Source organism: Erwinia sp. S38, from assembly GCF_016624545.1.
Lineage (GTDB): Bacteria > Pseudomonadota > Gammaproteobacteria > Enterobacterales > Enterobacteriaceae > Erwinia > Erwinia coffeiphila.
In genome coordinates this window covers 132,845-159,686 of sequence record NZ_JACVTS010000010.1, presented here as the reverse complement: position 1 = coordinate 159,686, position 26,842 = coordinate 132,845, and the positions used below count along the sequence as shown (strand labels likewise).

The following is a 26,842-nucleotide window of genomic DNA, read 5'->3' as shown; positions in this document are numbered from 1 at the left end:
CGACGCAGGAGCCTGACTATGTGGCACTACACGCTAAAACGCGTCCTGGCGATCGTTCCCATCTTTATCGGGCTTTCGCTGATCGTCTTTCTGATTATGGCGATGATCCCCGGCAATCCGGCCCAGGCGCTGCTGGGTGCCTGGGCCACGCCGGAAAACGTGGAACGCATCACCCGCGATCTCGGTCTGGATAAGCCGCTGTGGCAGCAGTATCTGATCTGGATCGGCAACATCCTGCACGGCGACTTTGGCCGCTCCTACGTGCTGAACCGCCCGGTGATTGACGAGGTCTTGCAAAGGCTGTCGGCCACGCTGATCCTCGGCGGCAGCGCGCTGCTGCTCAGTACCGTGCTCGGACTGCTGGCGGGGATTGCCTCCGCGCTGCGCCAGTTCGGCTGGGGCGACCGGCTGATCACCCTGTGCGTGCTGGTGGGGATTTCCATGCCCTCGTTCTGGATCGGCCTGCTGATGATTATGCTGTTCGCCGTACAGCTACAGTGGTTCCCGGCCTCGGGGATGTTCGCCATCTGGGGCGGCGGTGACTGGCTGGATCTGCTGCATCATCTGGCGCTGCCCGCCATTACTCTGGCGATTGTTGCCACCGGGGTGATCGCCCGCCTGACCCGCACCGCAATGCTGGAAGTGCTGCGCCAGGACTTCATCCGCACCGCCCGCGCCAACGGCCTGAGCGAGTCGAAGGTGATTTACCGCCACGCCTTCCGCATGGCGCTGGTGTCGGTGATCCCGGTCATCGGCATTCAGGCCGGTTTCGTGCTGGGCGGCGCGGTGTACATTGAAACCGTCTTCCAGTGGCCGGGGCTGGGCGCGATGCTGGTGAAAGCCGTTGCCACCCGCGATCTGCTGCTGGTGCAGGGCGGCGTACTGGTGGCCGCCGCGGTCTATGTGCTAATCAACCTGTGCGCCGACATCCTGCAGGCGCTTCTCGACCCGAGGTTAAAATCATGAGCCAGATTCTGACTGCGCCCTCTGCGCGCCACCGCCCGTCGCTCTGGTCGCTGCTGCTGGCGAATCGCCTGGCAACGCTGGGGCTGATTATTCTGCTGCTGACGGCGATCGTTGCCCTCTGCGCGCCGCTGCTGCCGCTGGCCGACCCGGATGCCACCAACCTGCTGCAGCGCCTGCTGCCGCCGCTGTCGCAGGGGCATCTGCTGGGCACCGATCCGCTGGGGCGCGATGTGCTCTCACGCCTGATCTGGGGAACGCGGGTGTCGCTGGCGGTGGGCATCAGCGCCACGCTGCTAGCCGCGCTGTTTGGCACGCTGATCGGCCTGCTGGCGGGCTACGCGGGCGGCCGCACCGACAGTCTGCTGATGAGGCTGATCGATATGCTGATGGCCTTCCCCTATATTCTACTGGCGCTGGCGATTGTCGCAGTGCTGGGCCCGGGACTGCTGAACGCGCTGTACGCCATCGCCGTGGTCAATATTCCCTTCTTCGCCCGTAATATTCGCGGCCTGACCGTCGGCCTGCGCCAGCGCGACTTCGTGCAGGCGGCGCGGCTCTCCGGCAAAAACCACGCGTCGGTGCTGTTCACCGAAGTACTGCCCAACGTGATGCCGGTTATCGTGGTGACCATGTCCACCACCATCGGCTGGATGATTCTGGAAACCGCCGGGCTATCGTTCCTCGGCCTCGGCACCCAGCCGCCGGATGCCGACCTCGGTTCGATGCTCGGCCAGGGTCGCGCGCAGATGTTCAGCGCCCCGCACGTATCGCTGGTGCCGGGAATTATGATTTTCCTGCTGGTGATGAGCTTTAACCTGCTGGGCGACGGCATCCGCGATCTGCTCGATCCGCGCCTGCGCTCCGGCGTGCTGCAACGTGCGCAGGCGGTCACCACCGTCACCCGCCCTGCCGTACCGGCGGCAAAAACCAAAGACGCCCTGCTGGAGGTGGTGGATCTGAAAGTCAGCTTCCGCGCCGGAAAACAGACTCAGCAGGCGGTAAAGGGCATCAGCTTCCATCTGCAACGCGGGGAATGCCTGGGGCTGATTGGCGAAAGCGGTTCGGGCAAAAGCGTTACCGCACTGTCAATCATGGGCCTGCTGGCCTCGCCGCCGGGGGAAATCAGCGGCGGCGCGGTGTACGTCGGCGGCGAAGAGATGCTGTCGCTTTCCCCTGACGCCCTGCGCCAGCGGCGCGGCGCGCGCGTGGCCTATATTTTCCAGGACCCGCTGAGCACGCTACATCCTCAGCTGCGTATCGGTGACCAGATCGTTGAGGCGATTCAGGCGCACAGACCGCTGTCGCGCAGCGAGGCGCGGCAAAAAGCCGTGGCCCTGCTGGAGGACGTCGGTATTCCCGATGCCGCCGCGCGCTTTAACGCCTGGCCGCATCAGCTTTCCGGCGGTCAGCGCCAGCGTGTGGGCATTGCGATGGCGCTGGCGAACGACCCGGAGATCATCATCGCCGATGAACCGACCACCGCGCTGGACGTTACCGTGCAGGCGCGCATTCTTGAGCTGCTGCAAAACCTGCGCCGCCAGCGCGGGCTGACGCTGCTGTTTATCACCCACGACTTCGGCGTGATTGCGCAAATCTGCGACCGTGTGGCGGTGATGCGCCACGGCGAGATCGTAGAAAGCGGCGATACCGCCACCGTCCTGGCAAATCCGCAGCATGATTACACCCGGCGGCTGATCGCCAGCGTGCCGAAAGCTGGCCAGGGCCGTGATTTCCTGCGCCAGGTCGCGGCACTTTATCCCGGCAGCCAGCCCCAACAGGAGCGCGTATGAGCAACGTGATTGAGGTGGAAAACCTGACGAAAACCTTCGGCCACGCCGCGCGCTGGTTCAGCCCGGCGGCTCATCAGGTGCAGGCGGTGAAAGGGATCTCACTGCATCTTGCCGCCGGGGAAACGCTGGCGATAGTGGGCGAAAGCGGCTCGGGAAAAAGTACCCTGGCGCGCATGCTGGTCGGGCTGGAGACGCCGACATCGGGCACCATCCGTCTGATGGGTAACGAGACAGGCCCGGGGCGCAGCGCCAAAGAGAACGGGCGGCTGATCCAGTATGTCTTTCAGGACCCGGTCGCCTCGCTGAACCCGCGAAAAACCATCGCCGAGACGCTGGACGTGCCGCTGAAAGCGCTGTGCGGCTACGGCAGCGCCAAAAGGAAAGCGCGGATGCTGGAGCTGATGGAGGCGGTGAAAATGCCCGCCGATGCGCTGATTGGCTATCCGCACGAGTTTTCCGGCGGGCAGGCCCAGCGTCTGGCGCTGGCGCGGGCCCTGGCCGCCGAAGCACGTATTCTGGTGCTGGATGAACCGGTCAGCGCGCTGGATGTGTCGGTGCAGGCGCAGGTTCTGCTGCTGCTGGAGCAGTTAAAAGAACAGTTTGGCCTCTCCTACCTGTTTATCAGCCACGATCTGGCGGTGGTCGAATCGATTGCCGACCGGGTAGCGGTGATGTATCACGGAGATTTGGTAGAATGTGCCGATAACGCCACGCTGTTCCGTTCACCTCAGCACCGCTACACGCAGAGTCTGCTGGCCAGCGCCCCCCGTCTGTGAAGGAATAATTGATGACCCAGGACACCCAGGACGCTCCGCGCCGCAAACGCACCGACGAAATTGTCGATGCGATTAAAGAAACCATTATTCGCGAAAACCTGGTGCCGGGCGACCGGCTGCCGCAGGAAAAAGATCTGGCTCAGCACTACGCCGCAGGTAAAGGCACGGTGCGTGAAGCGCTGAAATCGCTGGAGGTGCAGGGCCTGATCCGCACCAAAACCGGACCGGGCGGCGGCGCGTTTATCGAGTCGATGACCGAAACCCGCGCCATGAGCCTGCTGTCCAATTATCTGTTCACCCGCGAGCTGTCCATCGGCAATATCTATGCCCTGCGCAAAGCGCTGGAGCCGATTGCTGCCGTCAGCGCGATCCACGCTATCGACGAAGCCGGTTTTGCTCGATTAAATCAGCTGATTGCCGTTTACGACCATCCTCCGGCCGACGACGATGAGCGCTGGGCGCAGCGCATGGCGGAGCTGGATTTTCACGGCGTTGTCGCCAGCTATGCCGATAACGTGCTGCTGGCGTTTCTCTGCCACTTCTTGCAGCGGCTGCTGAAAGACCTGGCGGTATGCAAAGATATTTATCAGCGCCCGGAGCCTGTGGAGCGCCGGGTCGGGATTGATTTTCAGCGCCGCCTGATCGATGCGATGCGCCGCAAGGACGCCGGAGAGGTGGAAGCGATTATGCAGGCACATATGCAGCACGCCGAGGCATCAATGCTGGCGCTGGAGGCAACGCTGGAGGAGCGTTTTCTGAGCGACAGCGTTTAGCCGCCTCCCGTAACCGACGAGTCAGATAAACCGGTAGCTGACAATATACCCACCGAGGTTACCGAGCCGCTTCTCCACCCGCAGCGCGCGGGCCGCGGGTGGAATGTCACTGTCGTTGGCGCAGAATTCGATATGACGCCGCAGGTCTACATCAAAGTAACGAATCCCCGCCGGGCAGCGGCTGAATCGCGAACTGGCGGGGCCGGGATGCTCCACCGTAAATGCCACTTCGCTCTGCACCGGGCGGCTGGCGGTCAGATATACCCACATCTCCGGCACATTAAACAGGGTAATGAAGGCAAAGACGGCCACACCGGCAAAGGTTTTCAGCAGCGCCACATTGCCTTCATCCACCTCCGGGCCACGGAGAAAATGCCGCCAGGCAGCAAAAAGCCCGATAATGCAGGCCACGGAGACGGTTATCAGCCCGTTATACTCCCCTTCGCGCAGCCAGACCCGGCGCGTCAGCCACAGGCAGGCCATCATCCAGACCAGCCAGAGGCACATTCCCGTGATAAAGAGATGATAGATCCTGTTCCGTTTTTCGAAGTACACGTTGCGGCCCTGTTCGTGTCTGCCGGTCCTGTCGGACTGAAAAAGAAGGAGTTCTGAGTATCGCGCATCGGCAAAACATCGTAAACCGGCTATGCGGTTGAACCATGTCAGTCGTCGGCCAGCTCACCTGCCGGTGGCACTACCCGCACCAGATGGATCATCAGGTACAGCAGTTCGTCGCTGGTCAGAGTCACCTGCAGCAGATTCAGCACATATTCGGCGATCAGCTGACTAGCGCGATAGTGGTCGGGGTACTCGCCGCGCACCTGTTCGAAGATGAAGTCGTCTTTCGTCGCGATCTGCCGCCGTTCGATCATCCGCTGGATGAAAAACTGCAAATGGGTGAGAAAGCGCTGATAGTTCAGCGAGTCGCGATCGATCTCCACGCGGAAGTGATATTTGATGATATTGAAGATATCTTTCAGCATCTTCACCGACAGCAGCGTGGATTCCATATTCAGCACGTCGGTTTGCCCGTTCACCAGATGGAAGGCGATATTGCCCGCCTCCTCTTCCGGCAGAGTGATGGACAACCGCTGATTCAGCGTGTTGACCGCCTGCTGCGCCAGCGCGAATTCACGCGGATAAAAGCGTTTAACCTCAAACAGCAGGCGATTCTGGATGGCGATGCCCTTATGAAAACGCTCAATGGCAAAGCTGAGGTGATCCATCAGGGTAAAGAACAGCTGCTCGCTGAGGCGACCGTTCAGCCCGACGTTGGCCTGGTCGATCAGCGACTGCACCAGCGGCGGCAGGTATTCCGGCGAGTTCTCAATCACCCGCAGATAATCGCGCGCGGCCTGGCTGTTCTGTACCGCATAGATTTTCTCAATTTTCTGCGGATCGAGATCGTCGCCGGGCCGGCTGCTAAAGCCCAGCCCTTTTCCCATCACAATCACATCTTCTTGGCCGGGGGTACTGGCTAACACCAGACTGTTATTCAGTACCTTCACTACCGTCATTTTTTCCATTGTTGCCACCCGGCCATTGTCTGCTGCGTGTTGTTTTACAGGCTCTGCCCGTTGCTGGCAATCACCTGCTGATACCAGCCGAAGCTCTGCTTGCGAATGCGCTTCAGATCTTTCAGATCGTGCTCGCCGCGATTAACGTAGATAAACCCGTAACGTTTGCCGTAGCCCTGATGGGTACTGACCACATCAATCGCCGACCACGGACAGTAGCCGATCACCTCAACGCCATCCGCCAGCGCCAGCTGAAGCTGCGCAATATGCTGGCGTAAAAAGTCAATGCGGTAGTCGTCGTTAATCACCTCGCCCGCTTCCAGCTCGTCCGGCGCGCCGATACCGTTTTCGGTGATCAGGATCGGCAGGTTGTAGCGCTCCCAGGTTTTACGCAGCGTCAGGCGCAGCCCCACCGGGTCGACCACCCAGCCGTATTGGGTTTTGCCAACGAACGGATTTTCCGCCGCGCGATACACGCCGGGTTCGCCCAGCATAATCTGCTGATCCCCGGCTCTGGCGCTGATATCCGAGGCGTCGCCCCGGCTGGCGGCGATGGTGGCCGTGGAGTAGTAGTTGATCGCCACGTAGTCCGGCCTGCCCTGCAGCAGGATCGCCGCATCCCCTTCCGCAACGTCCGGCGCAATATCGCGGTCCAGCAGGTAGCGCCAGGCCAGCGAGTTGTAGCGGCCGTGCACCGCCACATCGAGGAAATTCCAGCCGCGCAGGGTTTCCCAGTTGTGCGCCGCAATGGCGTCTTCCGGTTTGCAGGTTTCCGCATACATTGACGTGGTGTTGATCGCCGGGCCGATTTTCGCCGCTGACAGCAGGTGGTGACAGAGCGCCATCACCCGCGCCTGGGCCAGCATCATATGGTGGTTCTGCTGCCACAGCGATTTTGCCGTGGGCATTACGCCGCCCTCCGGCAGGCCAATCGCCCCCGGATGCAGGATCATAGTGTTCTGTTCGTTGATGGTCAGCCAGTAGCGGACCTTTTCGCCAAAGTGGGTAAACAGCGTGCGCGCGTACTCCACAAAAGCGTCGATGGTTGCCCGGTTATTCCAGCCGCCCTGCTGCTCAAGGCACCACGGCAGATCGAAATGGTACAGGGTGACGATCGGTTCAATGCCGTGGCGGTTCAGCTCATCGATCAGCCGTTCATAGAACGCCAGCCCGGCCGGATTCACTTCCCCGACGCCACCGGGGAGGATGCGCGTCCACGCAATCGAGAAGCGGTAGGCCTTCAGCCCCAGCTCGGCGAACAGCGCAACGTCCTCCATCACGCGACGATAGTGATCGCTGGCTACGGTAAAATCCGCCGTTTCCGCCGCGTGCTGACACATATCAATCACCGACGGGCTTTTGCCGTCTTCGTTCCACGCGCCCTCAACCTGATAGGCCGAGGTCGAAGCGCCCCATAAAAAATCGGCTGGAAACGGTGCTGTCTGACGATAAATCATGCTGTGGTCTCTCCGTGTTGACTGTTCAGGGCCAGCAGATCGGCCCCCGTGGCGATCTGGCCGTCAGCAAGGGCTTCAACCGCCCGATACTCCTCGCTGTTGACCACCAGTACCGGGGTGATCGGGTCATAACCGGCGGCAATAATCGCCGCCAGATCGAAGCTCACCAGTTCGTCACCCGGGCTGACGCGGTCGCCAACCTGTAACGAAGAGGTGAAGTACTGACCGGCCAGATTGACCGTATCAATACCGATATGGATGAGAATTTCTGCCCCTTCGTCTGATTTGATGCCCACCGCGTGCTTAGACGGCAGGAAGGTCACCACTTCTCCCGCTACCGGGGAGAGCAGCACGCCGCGATCCGGGATAATCGCCACGCCCTGGCCCAGCAGGCCGAGGGAGAAGACGTCGTCCGGCACCGAGGAGAGCGGCACAATACGGCCGCTGAGCGGGCTGCGCAGTGTTTCCGACTTCTGCGGGTGAGCCGCTGGCGTGTCAGTGTTTGTCACCGGCGTGGCGATGGCTGAAGGGGAACCATCAGAAGGTGATAAATCATCTCCCCCTTCCGGCTGCGGATCGTCAAAGCCGAGGAACCAGGTCAGCGCAAAGGTCACCACGATGGCGATGGCGCAGGTGATCAGCGCATGGACGATATTCATCGGATTGTCGCCGATAAACGCGGGCAGTGCGGCCAGGCCCGGTGAAACAAACGCATAGCGCACCACGCCGCTCAGCCCGGCATAAATTCCGGCGCAGCCGCCGCCGATCATCGCGGCAATCAGCGGGCGCTTCAGCTTCAGCGTCACGCCGTACAGCGACGGTTCGGTGATCCCCAGCAGCGCGGTGAAACCGGCGGAAGACGCCAGCTGCTTCAGATCTTTATTTTTAGTTTTCAGCGCTACGCACAGCGTCGCCGCACCCTGCGCAATGTTGGAAGCCAGCATGCCGGGACCGTTAATGGTTTCAAAGCCCTGGCGGGTCAGCTGGGCGGTGGCAATCGGCGTCATCGCCCACGCGGTGCCGGTGATCACCAGGAAAGGTTGCAGACCGCCCATCAGCATCGGGATCAGCCAGCTGGCCTTACCGTTAATCACCGCCGCGCCCGCAGCGACCAGATCGTTAAGCAGGATGCCAAACGGCCCTACCACCACCAGCGCCAGCGGTGCCGTCACCAGCAGAACAATCATTGGTTTGATAAAGAACACCAGCATCGACGGCGAGACTTTCTCCGCGAAGCGCTCCACCCACGACATCAGCCAGACGGTGAAAATAATCGGCAGCACCGAACCGGCATAGTCCGCCAGCCGCACGTCAATGCCGATAAAGGTAATGTCGCCGCCTTTTGCCAGCATCTGCGCCAGGTTCGGGTGCAGCAGCGCCCCGGCGATGGTCATCGCCAGAATCGGGCTACAGGCAAATTTAATCGCCGCGCCGTAGGCCAGCAGCACCGGCAGGAAAAAGAACGCGGCGTCGGCAATGGTATCCAGCAGCTGATAGGTGGTGCTGCTGGCACTGATTAACCCGCAAAGCTTGAGAATAGCCAGCAGCGCCTTGATCATCCCCGCGCCGGTAATTGCCGGGATCACCGGAGTGAAGGTGGTGGAGATCACGCTGATAATCTGGCTGAAGATGCCGCTTTTTTTCGCCGCCGTGTTTCCGCTGGCAGGCTGCGCGTTCAGCGTGCCGATTTCCGACATCAGCGTGCGATAAGTCTGCTGTACCTGATTGCCGACCACAATCTGAAACTGGCCGCCGCTTTCCACCACGCCGATCACCCCCGGCAGTTTTTCAATCGCCTGCGCATCAACTTTGGCGCGATCGTTGAATTCCATGCGCAGCCGCGTCGCGCAGTGGGTGAGCCTGCTGATATTGTTTTTGCCGCCGCCGAGCGACAGGATTTGATGGGCGAGCTGTTTATAATCCACTGTTTTCCCCGGAAAAAAACCAAAAAAAAAGACCAAAATAAAAAATGCGCCTCGCGGTGGAGGAACATTTTTATTTTGGTCTTGCCTGCTTTACCAGTGACACGCCTTAATAAAAATCACGGCAACCTGTAAAGCTCGTTGCGTGGCGATTATCAACAGAGCCGGTGCAGACTGGCAATCTCCGGAATGCAGTAATGCGATCTGGCTCGCAACTTTCACTTCACACCGCCGCCTCCTTTGCCGCCTTCTGGAAATTTCTGACCGCTTTCATGTGATTGCGATCAAATTCTGGAAGGTTGCGATTGACAATGCTGCCGCTAAAAAATAGCGTAGCGGCATTCTGATATCGATTTCATACATTATGACTGCAACCATTAAAGATGTGGCAGAGCACGCCGGACTGTCGGTCACTACCGTCTCGCGCTTTCTGAACAATCACCCTTACATCTCCGAAGATAAGAAAGTGCGTATCCTCGCGGCGATGAAGGCGCTGGACTATGAGCCAAGCACCGCCGCCCAGCAGATGCGCGGGGTGAAGTCGCACCGCATCGGCATTCTGGTGTCGCGGATCACCAACCCCTTTTTCGCCAATCTGGTGGATGCACTGGAGGTAACAGCGCGCAAAAACGGCTATTCGGTGCTGATCGTGCAGAACCACGACAGCGTGGGGGAAGAAGCCAACTGCCTCGACCTGCTGAAGAAAAAGATTATTGATGGCCTGATCCTCTGCTCGGTGGAGAGCGATAAAGCGGTGCTGGAAAAATATCAGCAGCACGGCCCTATTCTGCTGTGCAACACCCGCGTGGACGGTTCGGATCTGCCGGTGGTGCGGGTGGATGATGAAGAGGCAACGTTTAGCGCCATCGGCTATCTGCTGGAACAGGGTTACCAGAAAATCGCCTACTGCACCGGCGGTGATTTCCTGCAAAAAGGCCACGGCGAGCGCCGTAACCGCGGCTTCCTGAAAGCGATGGCAGCGGCGGGCAAAAACGTTGATGACGCGCTGATTTTCCGCAGGCTGCACACCTACAAAGACGGCATTCGCCTGGCGGAACAGCTGGCGGCGCTGCCCCCTTCCGCACGGCCCGACGTGGTGTTTACCGGCAGTGACGATGTGGCCTGCGGCCTGGTCACCTGGCTGACCAACCATGACATTCGGGTGCCGCAGGATATCGCGGTGGTCGGTTTCGATAACCTGCCGGTTTCCGAAATGGTCAGCGTGCCGATTACCACAGTGAACCAGCCGGTGGACAAGCTGGGTCAGTTCTCGGTGGAATATTTGATTGCCCTTATCGCCGGTAAACCCTACCGCTACAACAGTGACGATCTGAAAGCGGAACTGGTGCTCAGAAAGTCGGCGTAAATTTTTTTTATCACAATGTGGTATCGATACCACATCACAGAGGTGAACATGTTAAAGCAGCAAGTAGGCCAGGATAACGCCTGGTGGAAAGAATCCGTGATTTACCAAATCTATCCGAGGAGCTTTAAGGACAGTAATAACGACGGGATTGGCGATCTGCCGGGGATTATCGAAAAGCTGCCCTATTTGCAGTCGCTGGGCGTGACGATGCTGTGGATTTCGCCGTTTTATCTGTCGCCGATGGCCGATAACGGCTATGACATCGCCGATTACTACGCGGTGAACCCGGAGTTCGGCGAGATGCGCGATGTGGATACGCTGATCGACAATGCCGCCGCGCTGGGGATCAAAATCATGATCGACCTGGTGGTGAATCACACCAGCGATGAGCATCAGTGGTTCCGGCAGGCGCTGGCCGATGCGGATTCCCCCTATCGCGATTATTATCTGTTCCGCCCTGCGGTCAACGGCCTGCCGCCGAATAACTGGCGCTCGATTTTCGGCGGCAGCGCGTGGGAAAAAGTGCCGGGGGAAGAGACGTATTACCTGCACGTGTTCCACAAGAAGCAGCCCGATCTGAACTGGGAAAACCCGCAGATGCGCGAGGCAATTTACCGGATGATTAACTGGTGGCTGGAGAAAGGCGTGGCCGGATTCCGCGTGGATGCAATTACCTTTATCAAGAAAGATGCCGACTACGCCTCCGTGCCGGTCGACGGCGTTGACGGGCTGGGGTCGATCAAAAGCAAGGCGCGCAACCGCCCCGGCATCGACGTGTTTCTGAACGAGCTGAAGGAAAACACCTTTGATAACTATGCCTGCGTTACCGTCGGCGAAGCGCCGGGCATTCCCTATGCGGAGTACGGCCAGTTTATCGGCGAGAACGGCTACTTCGATATGATTTTTGACTTCCACGCGGCGGATATCGATGTGGAAAACGGCTCGGAGTGGTTCCGCCGCCGCGACTGGACGGTGGCCGAATTTCGCGAGGCGCTGTTCGACAGCCAGAACGCCTTTGCGCAGTGCGGCTGGGGCACCAGCTTTATTGAGAATCACGACCAGCCTCGAGCGCTGTCGAAACTGGTTCACCCGGATTACCAGAACGATATCGGGGCGAAATGTCTGGCGGCGATGTACTTCTTCCTGCGCGGCACGCCGTACATCTATCAGGGCCAGGAGCTGGGCATGACCAACTTCTGCCGCAGCGATATCAGCGAATTCGACGATATCTCCAGCATTGATAACTATCATCGCGCGCTGGCGGAAGGCTTCTCCGAGCGGCAGTCGCTGGCGTTCGTCAATCACCGCTCGCGGGACAACTCGCGTACGCCGTTCCCGTGGGACAACACGGTGAACAGCGGATTTAATCAGGGGGCGAAACCCTGGCTGGCGCTGTCGGCAGAGGACGCGTTGATTAATGCCGCCACACAGCAGCAGGATGCGGATTCGGTGTTTGCCTTTTACCAGCGGCTGATTCGTCTGCGCAAAGAGCATCCCGATGCGCTGATCTGGGGCGATTTTATCCCGCTGGAAACCGCCTCGCCGGAAATCATCAGCTATCAGCGCCGCACGGCGAGTGAATGCTTTACTTCTGTCACTAACCTCAGTCACCACGCAGTTGATTATAAAATACCGGAGGGCGATATTATCGTTAATAACTATCCGCAGCTCAGTTCATCATTAAAGCCTTATCAAAGTATTCTTATCAAGGGAACAACCCAACATGAATAAATATAAAAACATTGCCGTTGAGCTGGTGAATATCATTGGCCGGGAAAATATTATTTCCGCCACCCACTGTGCCACCCGCCTGCGATTACAGATAAAAGATCGCGGCCTGATAGACGATGAGAAAATAAGAAACGTCGATGAAGTCAAAGGCGTATTTTTCAACTCGGGGCAATATCAGGTTATTCTCGGCACCGGGATTGTGAATAAGGTTTACGCCGAGTTTATGCAGGCGTTTAATATCAGCGAAGTCAGCAAGGATGAAATGAGCCGCCAGGGCAGCAGCTCACTACAGGCGGGAATCCGCCATCTCTCGGATGTGTTTGTGCCGATCGTACCGGTGCTGGGCGCAACGGGCCTGTTCCTCGGGCTGAAGGGCGTGCTGTTTAACGATACGGTGCTGGCGTGGTTTGGTGCCAGCACCCTCGCTCTGCCCGCTTCGGTGACCACCCTGATGACCGTGCTGTGCGATACGGCCTTTGCTTTCCTGGCGGCGTTTATCTGCTGGTCGGCGTTTAAGAAGTTTGGCGGCACGCCGATTATCGGTTTTCTGATCGGGCTGATGCTGGTTTCCCCCGCCCTGCCCAATGCCTATTCGGTGGCTTACGGCAACGCGCAGCCGATTTATCTCTTCGGTTTTATTCCGCTGGTTGGCTATCAGGGATCGATACTGACCGCGCTGATCACCGGCATTATCGGTGCGAAGCTGGAAAAGGTTTTCCGCCGGATTATGCCTGACTCGATGGATCTGATCTTCACCCCGTTCCTGGTGATCCTCTGCGCCGTGGCGATTGCGCTGCTGGTGCTTGGCCCGCTGGTGCACGGCTTTGAGCACTATGCGGTGATGGCTATCCAGCAGTTTCTCGCGCTGCCTGCCGGTATCGGCGGCCTGCTGATTGGCTTTATCTATCCGATTGCGGTGATGACCGGCATGCACCATATGTTCATTATGATTGAGACCTCGCTGATCGCCGGTACGGGCTTCAACCCGCTGATTACCGTCTGCGCGATGTACGGTTTCGCCAATGCCGCCGTATGCCTGGCGATCTCCCTCAAGTCGAAAAACGTGGCGTTTAAGACCGCCGGGATCTCGGCGACCGTGACCCAGCTGCTGGGCGTTTCCGAGCCTGCGCTGTTCGGTATCGTCATGCAGTCCGGTATGCGGGCAATTGCGGTGATGCTGTGCAGTTCGGCACTGGGCGGCATGGTGCTCTCCCTGCTGTCGATTAAAGCGAACTCCTACGGGCTGGCGGTACTGCTGTCGCCGCTGATGTACCTGTATGACCGCTATCAGTTTATTACCTATATCACCGTTGGCGTGGCCGTGGCCGTCTTCGCCTTTATCTGCACGCAGCTGTTGGTCAGGGTGGATAACAAAAAACGATAATACATCACAGACCGATGCCATAAACCCTTTGCCGTAATCCTTTGCTGTAAACCTTATTAATGGCAACCCCTATGCCCTGAATACTGATATTCAGAGCAGGGTGACTCACAGGTATAAATGATGAAAATAGCATTTCTTACTTTCTGTACCCTGGCCTGTACTTTACCTGCGCACGCAGCGGAATTAACCCTGGCGGAAATTAACGCCCGACTGGAAAAAGTCGAGGCGGAGCTCAAACTTTCACAAAATAAATTAACCCAGGCTGAAAATAAAATAGCCGTGGCGGAGAAACGAGCCAGCGACGCGGAATTAAAAAATAAAAACAGCAAGAGCGATATTATTAATGCCGATACCGAAATTAAATTCGGCGGCTACGCCCGCACCGGTATTCTGAGCGGCAAACAGGGCACCACCACCACCGTCGGGCCATCACTGACGCCCGCGGGCAGCACTGGCGGCAGCGTGGGCCGCCTGGGTAACGAAGCCGACACCTACGTCACCGCCGACTTCGACTATAAGCGCCACTACGCTAACGATTCGAGCTTCCGCTACTACATGAAAATTGCCGAGTGGGACAAAACCTATAACACCGACAGCGCGTTTAACGGCCAGATGAACCTGCGCCAGGCGTTTGTGGAGATGAGCGATCTGCCCACCTTCACCGGCGCGTTCAGCGGCTCCACGCTGTGGGCGGGCAAGCGCGAGGACCGGGACAACTTCGATATCCACTGGCTGGACTCGGACATGATGAACCTGATCGGCACCGGTGCGGGGATTTACGACGTGAATTTCTTCGGCGACGTGAAAACCAACCTGTCGGTTTACGGGCGTAACTTCAACGACATCGACGCGATGGAAAACGTTGAATACAACAACATGACCGGGGCCGATAATACCTTTATCCAGAACTACACCTTCTCGCTGAACAACCGCGTCGGCGGCTGGCAGTGGATGCTGAACGGCCTGTACTCGAAGGAGAACGACAAGCGGATCAACGACGGTCTGGCGCAGGATAATGCCGCCTCGCACGGCTTCAACACCATGCTGGCGTGGCACGGCGACAGCTTCTACGGCCTTAACGAAGGTTCGACCAAAACCGTGCTGCTGTACGGTAAGGGGCTGGGGGCCGAGGTGCGCGGGCCGGGATCGGATGGCTATCTGATCGACGATGCCTGGACGGTGAAGTTCGCCACCTACGGCATGACCCGGCTGAGCGACAGGCTGAGCATCGCCCCGCTGCTGGTGGCGCAGAGCAGCAACAGCCGCTACATCGAATCCGACCACTATGACTGGGTTACGCTCAACTCGCGGCTGATTCAGGAGATCAATCAGAACTTTGCGCTACAGTACGAGGCCAGCTATCAGTATATGGACATCGATCCGAAGGGCTTTAACGGCAATAAGCCGGTGTCCGGCAGCTACTCCAAGCTGACCTTCGCGCCGACCTTTAAAATGCAGAACGTCACCGACTTCTTCGAGCGGCCGGAGATCCGTTTCTTCGTCACCTGGATGAACTGGGACAAAAATCTGGATAACTACTCTTCAACCGATACCTTCGGCAACGCGGGCTATCACAGCGGCGGTTCGCTGATGTTCGGCACCCAGCTGGAAACCTGGTTCTGAGGTTAACCCGCTAACGCTAACGGGGCTGAGTTCAGTTCATCAGCCCCCCATACTTTACTCCAACGCCTCAAACTTCAGCTGGCTGAGCGGCTGCACCTTATCCTCACGCACCATTTTGTATTCGGTGTCCGGCCCCAGCCAGCGGTTCCAGATGGTATCGATTTCGCCGCTCTGCTCCATCTTCGCCAGGCTGTCGTTCACTTTAGCCAGCAGCGCCTCGTCGCCCTTCTGCATCCCTACCGCCACCGGCTCCAGCGCCATCGGCTCTTTCAGGATCGCCAGATTAACGCCGTCGGCTTTGGCGCGGTTAACCAGCTGGGTGGCGGTCATGCCGTTAGTGACAAAGCCTACCGATTTATTCTGCTGCAAAGCCAGATACGCCGAAGCGGTATCCTGGAAAGTGACCGGCTTCGCCTGCGCCAGGCGGATCGACTGCTCGGAGGTGGAGCCTTTGGTGGAGCTGAGGCGTTTGCCTTTGAAATCGGCGCGGGTTTTCGCCGCGTTGGCTTCCTTCACCACCAGCACTTCTTTGGCTATGTAATACGGATCGCTGAATTGGATCTGCGCGGCGCGGCTTTTGGTGTAGGCGAGGTTGGCAATCAGCACGTCAACCCGACCGGTGGTCAGCACCGCAATGCGTGCTTCCACCGATACCGGCATCAGGTTGACTTTTACCCCCAACTGCTGCGCCAGCGCGTTGCACAGGTCAACATCCATCCCGGCCAGCTGGCGGGTTTTGACATCCGGCGAGGAGAACGGCGGTACGTCGGCATACACGCCGCAGTTCAGCTGGCCGCGGCTGCTGATATCGGAAAGGGTATCGGCACTGGCGGGCAGTGCGGCACTGAGCATTAACGGCAGACAGAGTGACAGCAGCGGTGTAGTGATTTTTCTCATGGTTTCAGGCTCCGTTTCGATTTCAGTGCTGACGCAGGTCGGTGAGGAAACGCTGCGCGCGTGGATGCTGCGGGCGGTTAAAGAAGGTTTCCGGCGCGGCTTTCTCCAGGATTTTTCCTTCATCCATAAACCAGATGGTGTCTGCCACCTCGCGGGCAAAGTTCATTTCGTGAGTCACACACATCATGGTCATCCCCTCGTTCGCCAGGCTGCGCATCACGTTGAGCACCTCGCCAACCATTTCCGGGTCCAGCGCCGAAGTCGGTTCATCAAACAGCATCACCGGCGGCTTCATCGCCAGCGCCCGGGCAATCGCCACGCGCTGCTGCTGACCGCCCGAGAGCTGCGCGGGCCAGGCGTTCGCCTTGTGCGCCAGCCCCACACGCTCCAGCAGCGCCAGCGCATGCTGCTTCGCCTCGCTGCGCCGCTCGCCCAGTACCTTCACCGGAGAGAGCATCACGTTGTCGATCACCGACAGGTGCGGAAACAGATTAAAGCTCTGAAAGACGAAGCCGATACGCGCGCGCAGCCGGTTTTGCTGGGTGCTGGCCCCGTGAATATCCAGGCCGTCGAAGACGATCTGCCCCTGCTGGATCGGCTCCAGCCGGTTAACGGTGCGGATCAGCGTGGACTTGCCGGAGCCGGACGGTCCGCAGACCACCACCACCTCGCCGCTGTTCACTTCCGCATTGAGGTCGGCGAGCGCGTGATAGGCGCCGTACCATTTATTAACCTGGTTAAAGCGAATAATCGGATTCATGCCTTACTCCTCGATAGCGGGTTTGTTGACCAGCAGCGCGGCGCGCTGTGGTGCCGTGCTGACGGCGGGGCCGCGTCTTTTGGCAGCGATGCGCCGCTCCAGATAACCGGCCAGCCACGTCAGGCTGAAGCAGATGATGTAGTAGCTGATGGCCACAATCGCGAACACCTGAAACGGCTTGGTCAGCAGCTGGTTGTTGACCTGATTGGCGGCAAAAGTCAGCTCCGGTACGTTGATCACGTAGCCGAGGGTGCTGTCTTTAATAATCGATACCAGCTGGCTGACCAGGCTCGGCAGCATGTTGTAGAGCGCCTGCGGCAGGATCACCAGCCGGAAGGTGCGGGTGTAGCTCATCCCCAGCGCGCGGGAGGCTTCGTACTGCCCCTGCGGCAGCGCCTGAATTCCGGCGCGGACAATTTCGGCAATATAGGCGCTTTCATAGATAACCAGCGTGACCAGCATGGTGCCGAAGCCGCTCAGCGTGTGGCCCAACAGCAGCGGCACGCAGAAGTAGGTCCAGAAGATCACCATCAGCAGCGGCACGCCGCGCAGCACATAGACCCAGGCGGTGGCAGGCCAGCGCAGAATGCGATACGGCGAGATACGCGCCACGCCCAGCAGCACGCCCAGCGGCAGCGCCAGCACAATCGCCATCAGTGACACCAGCAGCGTGCAGAGCACCCCGCCCAGCGGGCCGTTGGGATACTGGCCCATCAGGAACAGCATGCCGTTCTGCTGTAAAATCGTCAGCATTTCACTCATTCAGCTTACCTCGTGTAGACGCGGTGGAAACGCTGTGCCAGCAGCGCACCGGCGGCCATCAACAGCAGGGAGAAGAACAGGTAACAGAGCGTCGACACCAGATAAGCTTCAAAAGTGCGGAAGGTGTAGTTTTCGATCTCGCGGGTGACGTAGGTGAGATCCGCCACGCCGATCACCATCGCCAGGCTGGTATTTTTAAACAGCAACACCGTGTGGTTAATCAACGCAGGGAGCGCATTACGGATGCCCTGCGGCAGGATAATCAGCCGCATCGACTGCACGTAGCCCATGCCGAGCGCCCGTGCCGCCTCGCGCTGGCCGTCCGGCGTGGCGCGCAGGCCGCTGCGAATATCCTCCGAGAAGTAAGCGGCCTGGCACAGCCCCAGCGCCACCATCGAGAACAGAAACTCCGCGTTGTAGTCGTTCAGCCAGATCTGCGCGGACTCCGGCAGCAGCGTCGGCACCGCGAAGTACCAAATCATCAGCTGGATCAGCGTGGGCACATTGCGATGCCAGGAGACGTAAGCCGCCACCAGCCACTGCAGCGGCTTCAGCGGAGTCAGCCGGATCACCACCAGCACCATCGCCAGGATCATCGCCAGCAGCCAGGAACCCACCGCCAGCTTCAGCGTTAACGCGACGCCATCGACGATCATCTGTCCGTACTGGCCGTGCAGAATGACGCTAAAATCAAGTGAACCGTTCATCGTCGATCGCCTTCACTCAGTTCAGATTAACGCGCAACATCACCGGGGCGCATGGTGGACAGACCGCCCGGAACCTGTAGCGTCGGGGTGATTTCGATGTTGCCGATATTCACCGCCACTGGCGCAGAGATGGCGAACGCCACGGTATCGGCGATATCTTTCGCCGTCGGTAGCTCGAAGCCGTCAATAAACTCGCGGCGCGCGGCCTCTTTATCCCCGGTCACATTGCCGAAGATATCGGTGGCGACACGGCCCGGACAGATCTCGGTGATACGCACACGTTTGCCATAGCAGTCCACGCGCAGCTGGCGTGAGAGAGCGTGCACCCCCGCTTTGGTGGCGTGATAAATCGAGTTGCCGCCGAAGTTGTAGATGGCGGCGATGGAGGTGATGTTAATCACGTGGCCGCGATCGCGCTCGACCATACCCGGCACCAGCAGGCGACAGAGGTGCAGTACCGCACGCAGGTTAACGTCGACCTGGGTTTCAATCTGCGACTCCTGCGATTGCAGAATCGAGCCCGGATGGGACACCCCGGCGTTGTTCACCAGAATGTCGATCTGCAGGTCGCGGCACAGGTCATTCAGCGCCTGCACGTCGGAAACGTCGATGGCGTGAGGAATACAGCCGGTTCTCGCCGCCAGCTGTTCCAGTTCGTTATGACGGCGGGCCACCGCGTGAACCACGATACCCTCCTGGCACAGACGCTCAACGATGGCTTCACCCATTCCGGCGGAAGCGCCGGTCACCAGTGCGGTTTTATAATCTGAAAATGGCATTGACTTCTCCTGTTGTTATTTTTGCTCTGTCTTTGACTGTATCCCCTCACCGCGCCGAGGGGTAAGAGGTAAAGTCTTTGTGGCAATAAGCCGATCTTATAGAGCCAGATAATCTAAGTTATCTCTCTGTTTATTCAATGAAATGCTTCGATATCGGGCGAATTTCTCCGCCCTGAGCCGTAATATCAGCCCGCAGTTGTTCAATCAGCGCCAGCGCGCCTGGCGTGTCGCCGTGCATTAAAATCGAGGACACCGCCATCGGCAGCCGCGTGCCGTCAATCGCCGTGACGCAGCCGGATTTCAGCAGATCGATCACCCGCTGGCTGACCTGCTGCGGGTCGTGGATCACCGCGCCCGGCGTGCCGCGCGGCACCAGCAGACCGTTGGCCTGATAGGCGCGGTCGGCCAGAAACGTGCAGGCCACGCGCAGCCCCAGCTCGCGGGCGCAGCGCTCCACCGCGTTGGCGGCGGTGGTGCTGATAATCAGATTCGGATCAAACGCCTTCACCGCCGCCAGCAGCGGCCTCGCCAGCGACTCGTCTTCGGCGGCCATATTGCCCAGCGCACCGTGGAAGCTCATGTGGCTCAGCGGGTAGTCCGCCACGCGGGCAAAAGCGGCCAGCGCACCGAGCTGATAGGTGACGTAGTGCGCCAGGGTTTGCGTGTCGATCTGCATGCGTCGTCGGCCAAACCCCGCTAAATCGGGGAAGCCGACGTGCGCCCCGAGATCCACGCCGTACCGTTTTGCCAGCGCCACGCTGCTGGCCATAATCGACGCGTCCCCGGCGTGAAAGCCGCAGGCAACGTTGGCGGAACTGATCAGCGCCATCAGCCCGGCGTCATCGCCGATGCGCCAGTCGCCAAAGCCTTCGCCAAGGTCGGCGTTTAAATCGATGCTTCTCATTGCGCTGCCTCCGTTTTAACCATGCGGGCCACCGGCTGGCCGTACTCCACCCGATCGCCCTGCGCGACCGTATACTCATCCAGCTGCCCGTCGGCTGCGGCCCGCAGCGGCAGGCAAATCGGCCCGGCCTGAACCAGCGCCAGCAGATCGCCGGTTTTCACCGTGCGCCCGTCGGCGGCAATGTTCTTACCGGTCAGCGGGTCCTGCAGCCAGATGCGCCCCGGCATCGGCGCGCCCAGCTCAATGATATTGGGCGGTGGAGATGCCGGATAAGCAGCCACAGCTGACGGTGCTGTATGGAATGCGAGTGCGGCATCAGCCGGGGCGGGAGAAGCGGGATCGCCGACGGATGCGGCATATCCGGCTGGTGCGGGACAGGCCGCCAGCCCCTCGGGGATCGCCCCGCTGCCGGAATACGCACCGCGACACGATGCTTCTTCAGCGCCGCAGCGGATACGCACGCTGTAGCCGTCGCCTTTAATCTCAATGCTGTCTATGCCACTGCGCCGCAGACGGCGGGTAATGGCCTGTAGTTCACGAATGGTCGGCATCTTCTCTCCTTGCGGTTAAAGCGGGCAGCGGCGGTAGTCGTCAATACGCTGGCAGATCCCTGCCAGCCACCGCTGCTGGTCACGTTCCGCCTCGTCGGCCTGCGCCCAGTTCACCTCAACAAACTGGACTTTACTGCCCACCGGCACCTGGCCCAGCAGCCACATATCGGCGTCGATCACCGTGCCGAGCTTCGGGTAGCCGCCGCTCGGCTGGGCGTCGCGCATCTGGATAATCGGCTGGCCGCTGTGGGTTACCTGGATCACCCCGGGAATAATGCCGTGCGAGCGCATCTCCAGCGGCGCTTTCGCCACCAGCCCTTCGCCGTCCAGCCGGTAGCCGTAGCGGTTGCTCTGCGGTGAAACGCGCCACTGCTGCTGCCAGAAGCGCGCCACCGACTCGGCGGTAAACGCGCCGTACTCCGCCGCGGGCAGCACGCGGATCTGCGGCACGCCGTCGGGGCTGTCGCACAGGCTCAGGCGCGGCGAGGCAATGCCGAAGTCTACCGCGCCCCGATACGCATCGCGGGCGGCGCTCAGGCTGTCGCCCTGCTGTAATCCACGACCGTGGAAGCCGCCAAACTCACCCCTGAGCTGGGTGCTGCGCGATCCCAGCACCTGCGGCACGTCAACGCCGCCGGGCAGATGCAGATAGCTGCGCGCCGAGAAGCGCGACGCGTGCAGGGTCAGCACTTCGCCCTCTCTCGCCTGCGCCACCCACCAGGCCGGAATGCGCCGATCGCCGAGCATCGCCGGGCTGTCGCCGCCGCTGATGGCAAAGGCGCAGTCGCGGGTAAAACGCAGGCGGAACGGGAACAGCGGGATCTCAATCACCGCATCGTCCGGCTGGTTGCCGAGCAGCGCGTTACCCAGCCGCAGCGCCAGCGGGTCCATCACGCCTGCGGTTCCCACACCGTAGTGCAGCGCGCCGAAGCGGCCTTCGTCCTGCACGCTGGACAGCGCGGTCGTGCGTTCAATCACGATCATGCCAGTACCCTGCTTACCCGGAAGCGAATGCTGTCGCCGGGCTGGAGCCGCACCGGCGGTGTGGCGTGGGCATCAAAGAAAACGAAATCGGTGCGGCCGATGGTGTTCCAGCCGCTGGGGCCGGGAGAAGCAGAAACGCCGGTCTGTACGCCGCCGATGGAGACCGAACCGCCGGGAATGCTCTGCACCGGGCTGGCACGGCGCGGCGTCGCCAGCTGCGGGTCCATATTACCGAGGTAGCAGTAGCCCGGATGGCTGCCGAGGGCATACACCGGGTAGAGCGGTTCGGTGTGGCGCTGGACGATCTCCTGAATGGTCATGCCGGTGTGTTCGGCCACGTCGCAGATATGCGGCCCCGGCTCGCCGCCGTAGGTCACATCCAGCTCAATCACCCGGCCGGAGAAGGTTTTACTTTCGCCACGCTGCCACTGCTGGCGCAGACGATCGAACAGCTGTTCGCCACCGCTCATCTGCGGGCCAAACACCATCATCAGGTTGTTCATGCCCGGCACCACACCGCGAATGGCGGCCAGCCCGCTGGCGTAATCGGCCAGCGCCCAGATGCGCTGCTGGTTTTCCAGGGTGATCTCTCCGGGGGCTTCAAACAGCACCGCGTGGGTGCCGAGCCAGCTGATTTGCGGAGCCTGTAACTGACGTGCTGGGTCCATTCCTCATCCTCAACTTCATATCCGCTAACGGAAAAATGCGATAGCCACACTGTATCCCGCCGTTTCAGGCGGTCTGTAAGAGGGTTTCGCTTTAGGGGGATAAGGCAGACTTATTACCGAAAAACGGCGGCAATTAGCCGCTGCTGTCAGGCACGCTGGCACGCGTTATTGCGCGTTCTGTGACGGAGACAGGTGGACAGAAACGGTAATGACCCGCCCGGGAAAGGGGCAGCAGCGTGGTGACGGCGGCCGCCTTTGAAACAGCGTCATGGTGACTTCGACGGCCGTTGAAACGGAGCGTGATGACTGCGGCCATCCGTCGAAACGGGCTGGTGGCCGCGATGTGATGTCAGCTGACCAGGGTCAGCGGCCGGTTGTCGTGGGTGCGTTCGGCCATCAGCGACAGCAGGATTTTCTTCACCGCTTCGGCAGGCTGGGACAGCGGCAAATGATCGGAGGTGCAGAACGACAGCGGAGCCTGAATGCCCGGCTCGACGATTTTCGACATCCGCACGCGGGACTGTTTCACCATATTGCGTGCAATGGACTCCGGCAGAATGGTCGCGCCAAGGTTGCCCTCCAGCGCCTGCGCCAGGGTGCTGGCCGATTCGATTTCGCACTTCACCTTATAAGAGAGGTTTTTCTGCACGAAGGCTTCGTCCACCAGTTTGCGCATGATGTTGTACGGGCGCGGCAGGAACAGCTCAAGATGGGCGATCTGCTCCAGGGTGACGGTTTTACCGAAGCTGATTTCGCTCTGCGGCGTCACCAGATAGAGATCCTCTTTCATCAGCGGAATAAAGGCCAGTCCGTGGATCTGACGGTTGCCGTACAGCACCGCCATATCCATGCGCCCGCTCATAATCAGCTCGCTGAGGGTGGTGCCAAAGCTCTCGTTGAAGTAGAGCAGGATGCCGGGATGCTGTTTACGCACCTCCTCCATCAGCGGCAGCGCCAGCAGCGAGGCGGCGGTACCCGGTGCCAGCCCGACGGACACCTGGCCGCTCAGCGCCAGGCCCGCGCCGTCGATGGCACTTTGTGCCTGCTCGCACTGGCGCAGTATCGCCTGGGCGTGGGCATAAAGAATGCTGCCCGCTTCGGTCGGCGTAACGCCGCGCTTGGTGCGGATCAGCAGCTGCTGTTTGACCTCGCTTTCCAGCGAAGCCAGCTGCTGGCTGAGGGCGGGCTGGGCGATATGCAGAATATCGGCCGCCTGGGTCAAACTGCCGACGTCGACAATTTTGATGAAGTAGCGAAGCCGTCTGAGATTCATAGTCATACCTCTCGTCACCGGACAGAATGTTAAGAAAAAGTGAACGGAAGTGTAGCAAGATCCGGACCAGCCTGAGTGTTAACTGCCCCGCAAAGCCGGACAGCCAAAAAGTTAATATGTAAAACAGTGAGATAGATCGTGTTATTTCGCTATCCATCCATTTATCAAGCGTTTGCTTTCAGCAGCGTTCTGCACCATTGCGGGGAGTTTTACTTATCGTTGGGCCCCATCCATAAGCTTTTGCTCTTGAATCAGAACAAACTCCTCTTAACCGTCGCCCGCCGCTTATTCGTAACGTAGAGACATCCCGGAACAGACTGGAGTGATCATGAGTGCTATCCGCATTGCCGCCCGCGTTACGCGTATTAAACCTTCTCCCAGCAGCAGCGCGTCCGATCGCGCCAACGCCCTGAAGCGTGAAGGTAAAGCCATCATTAACCTGGTGGTCGGTGAACCTGATTTCGCCACCCCGCCGGAAATCTGCGAGGCGGCCTGCGCCGCGATCCGCAACGGCGAAACCCGCTACACACAGAATAACGGCACCCCCGCGCTGCGCGAGGCCATTGCCGCCAAGTTCCTGCGCGAGAATCATCTGACGGTGAAGCCGGAAGACATTATCGTCACCAACGGCGCGAAGAGCGCGATCTTCAACGCGCTGGCCGCCACGCTGGAAGTCGGCGACGAGGTGCTGATCCCCGCGCCGTACTGGGTTTCCTACCCGGATATGGTGCTGGCCTGCGACGGCCGTCCGGTGGTGATTACCTGCCAGGAAGAAGCCGGTTTCCGCCTGACCGCCGAGCAGCTGCGGGCGTCGATTACCAGCCGCTGCCGCTGGCTGATCCTCAATTCGCCGTCCAATCCAAGCGGTGCCAGCTACAGCCGCGACGAGCTGCGCGCGCTGGCGGATGTGCTGCTGGATTATCCGCATCTGGCGATTATGACTGACGATATTTACGAGCATCTGCGCTACGACGACAGCCCGAACGTGCATCTGCTGGAGGTGGAGCCGCGCCTGGCCGACCGTACGCTGGTGGTGAACGGCGTGTCGAAGACTTATGCGATGACCGGCTGGCGCATCGGCTACGCCACCGGGCCAAAAGTGCTGATTACCGCGATGGGCACGCTGCAATCGCAGTCCACCAGCAATGCCAGCTCGGTCAGCCAGGCCGCCGCCTTAGCCGCACTGAACAGCGGCACCGGCTTTATCACCCACAGCCGCGAAGTGTATCGCCAGCGCCGTGACGACATCGCCGCGCGCCTGAATGCCGTGCCGGGCCTGAGCTGCCGCGTGCCGGAAGGGGCATTCTACCTTTACGTCAACTGCGGCGGGCTGCTGGGTAAAACCACCGCGCAGGGCCAGGTGCTGAAAAACGACAGCGAGGTGGTGCTGTGGCTGCTGGAGAGCGCGGGCGTAGCGGTCGTCGCCGGTGCCGCCTACGGACTTTCGCCCTACTTCCGACTTTCTATTGCCACAGACCTTGCCACGCTTCAGGCCGGGGCAGCCCAGATTGCCGCCGCCGTCAGCCAGCTGAAATAATCGATCAGGAGAATCGCTATGCCCGCAGGAAACCGTATTTTCTTACAACGTAATCTTGAAGCCGCCGGCTACGTCGAAGCGTTCCGCACGCTGCCCGCCGCCGTGGTGGCCGACTGCATGAGCCGCCTGCCCGCGCTGTCCGGCGAAATTCGCCTGATGAGCGCACCGCGCAACGCGGTGATGTGCGGCCTGGCGGTCACCGTTAAGGCCCGCTCCGGCGACAATCTGATGCTGCACAAGGCGATGGATATGGCCGGTAAAGGCGACGTGATTGTGGTCTCCAACGAGGGCGATCGCAGCCAGGCGCTGATGGGCGAAGTGATGACCACCTGGGCCCGCCAGCGCGGTATTGAGGGGCTGGTGCTGGACGGCCCGATCCGCGACATCGAAGGCATCGGCAAGATGGATTACCACCTTTACGCCGCCGCTATCACCCCCGGCGGCCCGTATAAAGATGGCCCCGGTGAAATCAACGTGCCGATCGCCTGCGGCAATATCCATGTGTCGCCGGGCGACATCATTCTCGGCGATCACGACGGGGTGATCGTCATCCCTCACGGCGATGCGGCACAGATTCTGGAAGCCGCGCAAGCCTATCTGATCGTCGACGAGCGCAACTTCGAGCTGGCGAAGCGCGGCGAGCTGGAGCGCGGCTGGATTGATGAAACGCTGAAGAACAAGCAGGTGGAGATTATTGACGGGCAATTCTAGGCGGTAAAAGAACACTATCCTGTGTTGATAACTGGCACCCTTAACGGGTGCCTTTTTCGTTATGCAACCGGCGTAATGGCTTTGCCGTGAGCGAACCACGAGGCGAGATTATCCGCCACGTTTTGCGCCATCGCCTGGCGCGTTTCAGCCGTGGCGCTGGCAATATGCGGGGTCAGCACCGTATTTTCCAGCGCGAAAAAGCGCGGGTCAATCGCCGGTTCACCTTCGAACACATCCAGCCCCGCTCCGGCGATGGTGTGATTTTCCAGCGCGGCGATCAGATCGTCTTCATTCACTACCGCCCCGCGCGCGACGTTAATCAGCACGCCCTGCGATCCCAGCGCGTTCAGCACTTCGCGATCGACCACCTTATAGTTACGCGCATCGCCCGGCACCGCCAGCACCAGCACATCACTGAACATCGCCAGCTGATGCAGATCGCCAAAGCGCTGCCAGCCGGGTTCATCACTCTGGCGGCTGTTGCAGTAGCCGATGTGCATATCGAAGGCGGCACAGCGTCGGGCAATGGCCGAGCCGATGCGCCCCAGCCCGAGGATGCCGACGCGCTTGCCGCTGAGTTTGCTGCCCAGCACCGGCGGCCGGTTTGCCCACTCGCCCGCACGCAGGAAGGCATCCTGCGCCACGATCTGCCGCGAGACGCTGAGCATCAGCGCCAGCGCCAGGTCGGCAACGTCGTCGGTCAGAATATCGGCGGTGACGGTCACGGTAATCCCACGATCGCGGGCGGCAGCCAGATCGATGGCGTCGGTGCCCACGCCGAACACGGCAATCACTTCCAGCGCCGGTAACGCGGCCATCACGTCAGCCGCCAGCCCGACGTCGCCCCGGGTGGCGACCGCGCGGATAGTCTGGCCGTGCTGCTGTAGCCAGGCCGCCGCATCGGGCTGCTCGTAAAGACGATGGCAAAGATAGTCGCGGTGCAGCATTTCGCTCAGCGCGGGCATCAGCGGCTGAATAATCAGTATCTGTTGTTTCATTGCGGG

The 26,842-nt window shown here is 60.1% G+C and carries 25 protein-coding genes; 10 read left to right on the top strand and 15 right to left on the bottom strand.

What is annotated here, in order from left to right; all coding sequences use genetic code 11:
* Positions 1-18: 18 nt before the first annotated feature.
* From IBT46_RS13255 to IBT46_RS13240, 4 genes are read left to right on the top strand one after another with little or no spacing between them, the layout of a single operon-like run.
* Positions 19-966 (top strand): ABC transporter permease, encoded by a 948-nt coding sequence (locus tag IBT46_RS13255; protein ID WP_105591484.1) that lies wholly within the window; start codon positions 19-21, stop codon positions 964-966.
* On the top strand, positions 963-2,756 hold the full coding sequence (locus tag IBT46_RS13250) for a dipeptide/oligopeptide/nickel ABC transporter permease/ATP-binding protein (RefSeq protein ID WP_200546051.1): 1,794 nt from the start codon (positions 963-965) through the stop codon (positions 2,754-2,756). The genes IBT46_RS13255 and IBT46_RS13250 overlap by 4 nt, the downstream gene beginning before the upstream one ends.
* Entirely contained in the window at positions 2,753-3,532 is a 780-nt protein-coding gene (locus IBT46_RS13245; RefSeq protein WP_200546050.1) for an ATP-binding cassette domain-containing protein, read from the top strand. The genes IBT46_RS13250 and IBT46_RS13245 overlap by 4 nt, the downstream gene beginning before the upstream one ends.
* Positions 3,533-3,543: 11 nt before the next feature.
* Complete coding sequence (locus IBT46_RS13240) at positions 3,544-4,305, top strand: FadR/GntR family transcriptional regulator (protein ID WP_200546049.1); 762 nt, start codon at positions 3,544-3,546, stop codon at positions 4,303-4,305.
* 21 nt (positions 4,306-4,326) lie between these two features.
* Here IBT46_RS13240 and IBT46_RS13235 read toward each other — a convergent pair whose 3' ends face one another.
* The 4 genes from IBT46_RS13235 to IBT46_RS13220 form a co-directional block, all read right to left on the bottom strand.
* On the bottom strand, positions 4,327-4,812 hold the full coding sequence (locus IBT46_RS13235) for a hypothetical protein (RefSeq protein WP_200546048.1): 486 nt from the start codon (positions 4,810-4,812) through the stop codon (positions 4,327-4,329).
* Positions 4,813-4,967: 155 nt separating this feature from the next.
* A complete protein-coding gene (licT, locus tag IBT46_RS13230) occupies positions 4,968-5,822 on the bottom strand; it encodes a BglG family transcription antiterminator LicT (RefSeq protein WP_200546089.1) in 855 nt (284 codons plus the stop codon).
* Positions 5,823-5,866: 44 nt separating this feature from the next.
* Complete coding sequence (locus IBT46_RS13225; RefSeq protein WP_200546047.1) at positions 5,867-7,279, bottom strand: glycoside hydrolase family 1 protein; 1,413 nt, start codon at positions 7,277-7,279, stop codon at positions 5,867-5,869.
* Positions 7,276-9,204 carry a beta-glucoside-specific PTS transporter subunit IIABC gene (locus tag IBT46_RS13220; protein ID WP_200546046.1) on the bottom strand — a complete coding sequence of 643 codons (1,929 nt, stop codon included), beginning with the start codon at positions 9,202-9,204 and terminating at the stop codon, positions 7,276-7,278. The genes IBT46_RS13225 and IBT46_RS13220 overlap by 4 nt, the downstream gene beginning before the upstream one ends.
* 361 nt (positions 9,205-9,565) lie before the next feature.
* Here IBT46_RS13220 and IBT46_RS13215 point away from each other — a divergent pair, with 361 nt between their 5' ends.
* The 4 genes from IBT46_RS13215 to IBT46_RS13200 all read left to right on the top strand — a co-directional run bounded on the left by IBT46_RS13215 (position 9,566) and on the right by IBT46_RS13200 (position 15,305).
* A complete protein-coding gene (locus IBT46_RS13215) occupies positions 9,566-10,567 on the top strand; it encodes a LacI family DNA-binding transcriptional regulator (RefSeq protein WP_200546045.1) in 1,002 nt (333 codons plus the stop codon).
* Between the two features lie 48 nt (positions 10,568-10,615).
* Entirely contained in the window at positions 10,616-12,298 is a 1,683-nt protein-coding gene (locus IBT46_RS13210; RefSeq protein WP_200546044.1) for an alpha-glucosidase, read from the top strand.
* Entirely contained in the window at positions 12,291-13,682 is a 1,392-nt protein-coding gene (locus IBT46_RS13205; RefSeq protein ID WP_200546043.1) for a PTS transporter subunit EIIC, read from the top strand. The genes IBT46_RS13210 and IBT46_RS13205 overlap by 8 nt, the downstream gene beginning before the upstream one ends.
* A 117-nt stretch (positions 13,683-13,799) precedes the next feature.
* Positions 13,800-15,305 (top strand): carbohydrate porin, encoded by a 1,506-nt coding sequence (locus tag IBT46_RS13200; protein ID WP_200546042.1) that lies wholly within the window; start codon positions 13,800-13,802, stop codon positions 15,303-15,305.
* A gap of 54 nt (positions 15,306-15,359) precedes the next feature.
* On the opposite strand, the gene IBT46_RS13195 is transcribed toward IBT46_RS13200, so the two are convergent.
* The 10 genes from IBT46_RS13195 to nac all read right to left on the bottom strand — a co-directional run bounded on the left by IBT46_RS13195 (position 15,360) and on the right by nac (position 23,590).
* Positions 15,360-16,202: a transporter substrate-binding domain-containing protein gene (locus IBT46_RS13195; protein WP_200546041.1), complete on the bottom strand. Its 843-nt coding sequence runs from the start codon at positions 16,200-16,202 to the stop codon at positions 15,360-15,362.
* 22 nt (positions 16,203-16,224) lie between these two features.
* Positions 16,225-16,962, bottom strand: a complete 738-nt coding sequence (locus IBT46_RS13190) for an amino acid ABC transporter ATP-binding protein (protein ID WP_105591467.1) — start codon at positions 16,960-16,962, stop codon at positions 16,225-16,227.
* A gap of 3 nt (positions 16,963-16,965) precedes the next feature.
* Positions 16,966-17,724, bottom strand: coding sequence for an amino acid ABC transporter permease (locus IBT46_RS13185; protein WP_105591466.1), 759 nt, complete (start codon positions 17,722-17,724; stop codon positions 16,966-16,968).
* A gap of 5 nt (positions 17,725-17,729) precedes the next feature.
* The gene (locus tag IBT46_RS13180) at positions 17,730-18,431 is read right to left on the bottom strand and encodes an amino acid ABC transporter permease (RefSeq protein ID WP_200546040.1); all 702 of its coding nucleotides are present in this window, start codon (positions 18,429-18,431) and stop codon (positions 17,730-17,732) included.
* Positions 18,432-18,457: 26 nt separating this feature from the next.
* A complete protein-coding gene (locus IBT46_RS13175; RefSeq protein WP_105591464.1) occupies positions 18,458-19,210 on the bottom strand; it encodes an SDR family oxidoreductase in 753 nt (250 codons plus the stop codon).
* Between the two features lie 130 nt (positions 19,211-19,340).
* Positions 19,341-20,114: a LamB/YcsF family protein gene (locus tag IBT46_RS13170; protein ID WP_200546039.1), complete on the bottom strand. Its 774-nt coding sequence runs from the start codon at positions 20,112-20,114 to the stop codon at positions 19,341-19,343.
* Positions 20,111-20,665 (bottom strand): acetyl-CoA carboxylase biotin carboxyl carrier protein subunit, encoded by a 555-nt coding sequence (locus IBT46_RS13165; protein ID WP_200546038.1) that lies wholly within the window; start codon positions 20,663-20,665, stop codon positions 20,111-20,113. Before IBT46_RS13165 ends, IBT46_RS13170 begins: the two co-directional genes overlap by 4 nt.
* Before the next feature lie 15 nt (positions 20,666-20,680).
* Positions 20,681-21,649 (bottom strand): biotin-dependent carboxyltransferase family protein, encoded by a 969-nt coding sequence (locus tag IBT46_RS13160; protein ID WP_200546037.1) that lies wholly within the window; start codon positions 21,647-21,649, stop codon positions 20,681-20,683.
* On the bottom strand, positions 21,646-22,317 hold the full coding sequence (pxpB, locus tag IBT46_RS13155) for a 5-oxoprolinase subunit PxpB (protein WP_105591460.1): 672 nt from the start codon (positions 22,315-22,317) through the stop codon (positions 21,646-21,648). The genes IBT46_RS13160 and pxpB overlap by 4 nt, the downstream gene beginning before the upstream one ends.
* Positions 22,318-22,666: 349 nt before the next feature.
* On the bottom strand, positions 22,667-23,590 hold the full coding sequence (gene nac, locus IBT46_RS13150; RefSeq protein WP_200546036.1) for a nitrogen assimilation transcriptional regulator NAC: 924 nt from the start codon (positions 23,588-23,590) through the stop codon (positions 22,667-22,669).
* 328 nt (positions 23,591-23,918) lie between these two features.
* On the opposite strand from nac, the gene IBT46_RS13145 reads away from it, so the two are divergent.
* Complete coding sequence (locus IBT46_RS13145) at positions 23,919-25,127, top strand: aspartate transaminase (protein ID WP_200546035.1); 1,209 nt, start codon at positions 23,919-23,921, stop codon at positions 25,125-25,127.
* An 18-nt stretch (positions 25,128-25,145) separates the two neighbouring features.
* Positions 25,146-25,838 (top strand): RraA family protein, encoded by a 693-nt coding sequence (locus tag IBT46_RS13140; RefSeq protein ID WP_200546034.1) that lies wholly within the window; start codon positions 25,146-25,148, stop codon positions 25,836-25,838.
* A 59-nt stretch (positions 25,839-25,897) separates the two neighbouring features.
* On the opposite strand, the gene IBT46_RS13135 is transcribed toward IBT46_RS13140, so the two are convergent.
* Positions 25,898-26,836, bottom strand: a complete 939-nt coding sequence (locus IBT46_RS13135; RefSeq protein WP_234480109.1) for a 2-hydroxyacid dehydrogenase — start codon at positions 26,834-26,836, stop codon at positions 25,898-25,900.
* Positions 26,837-26,842 lie beyond the last annotated feature (6 nt).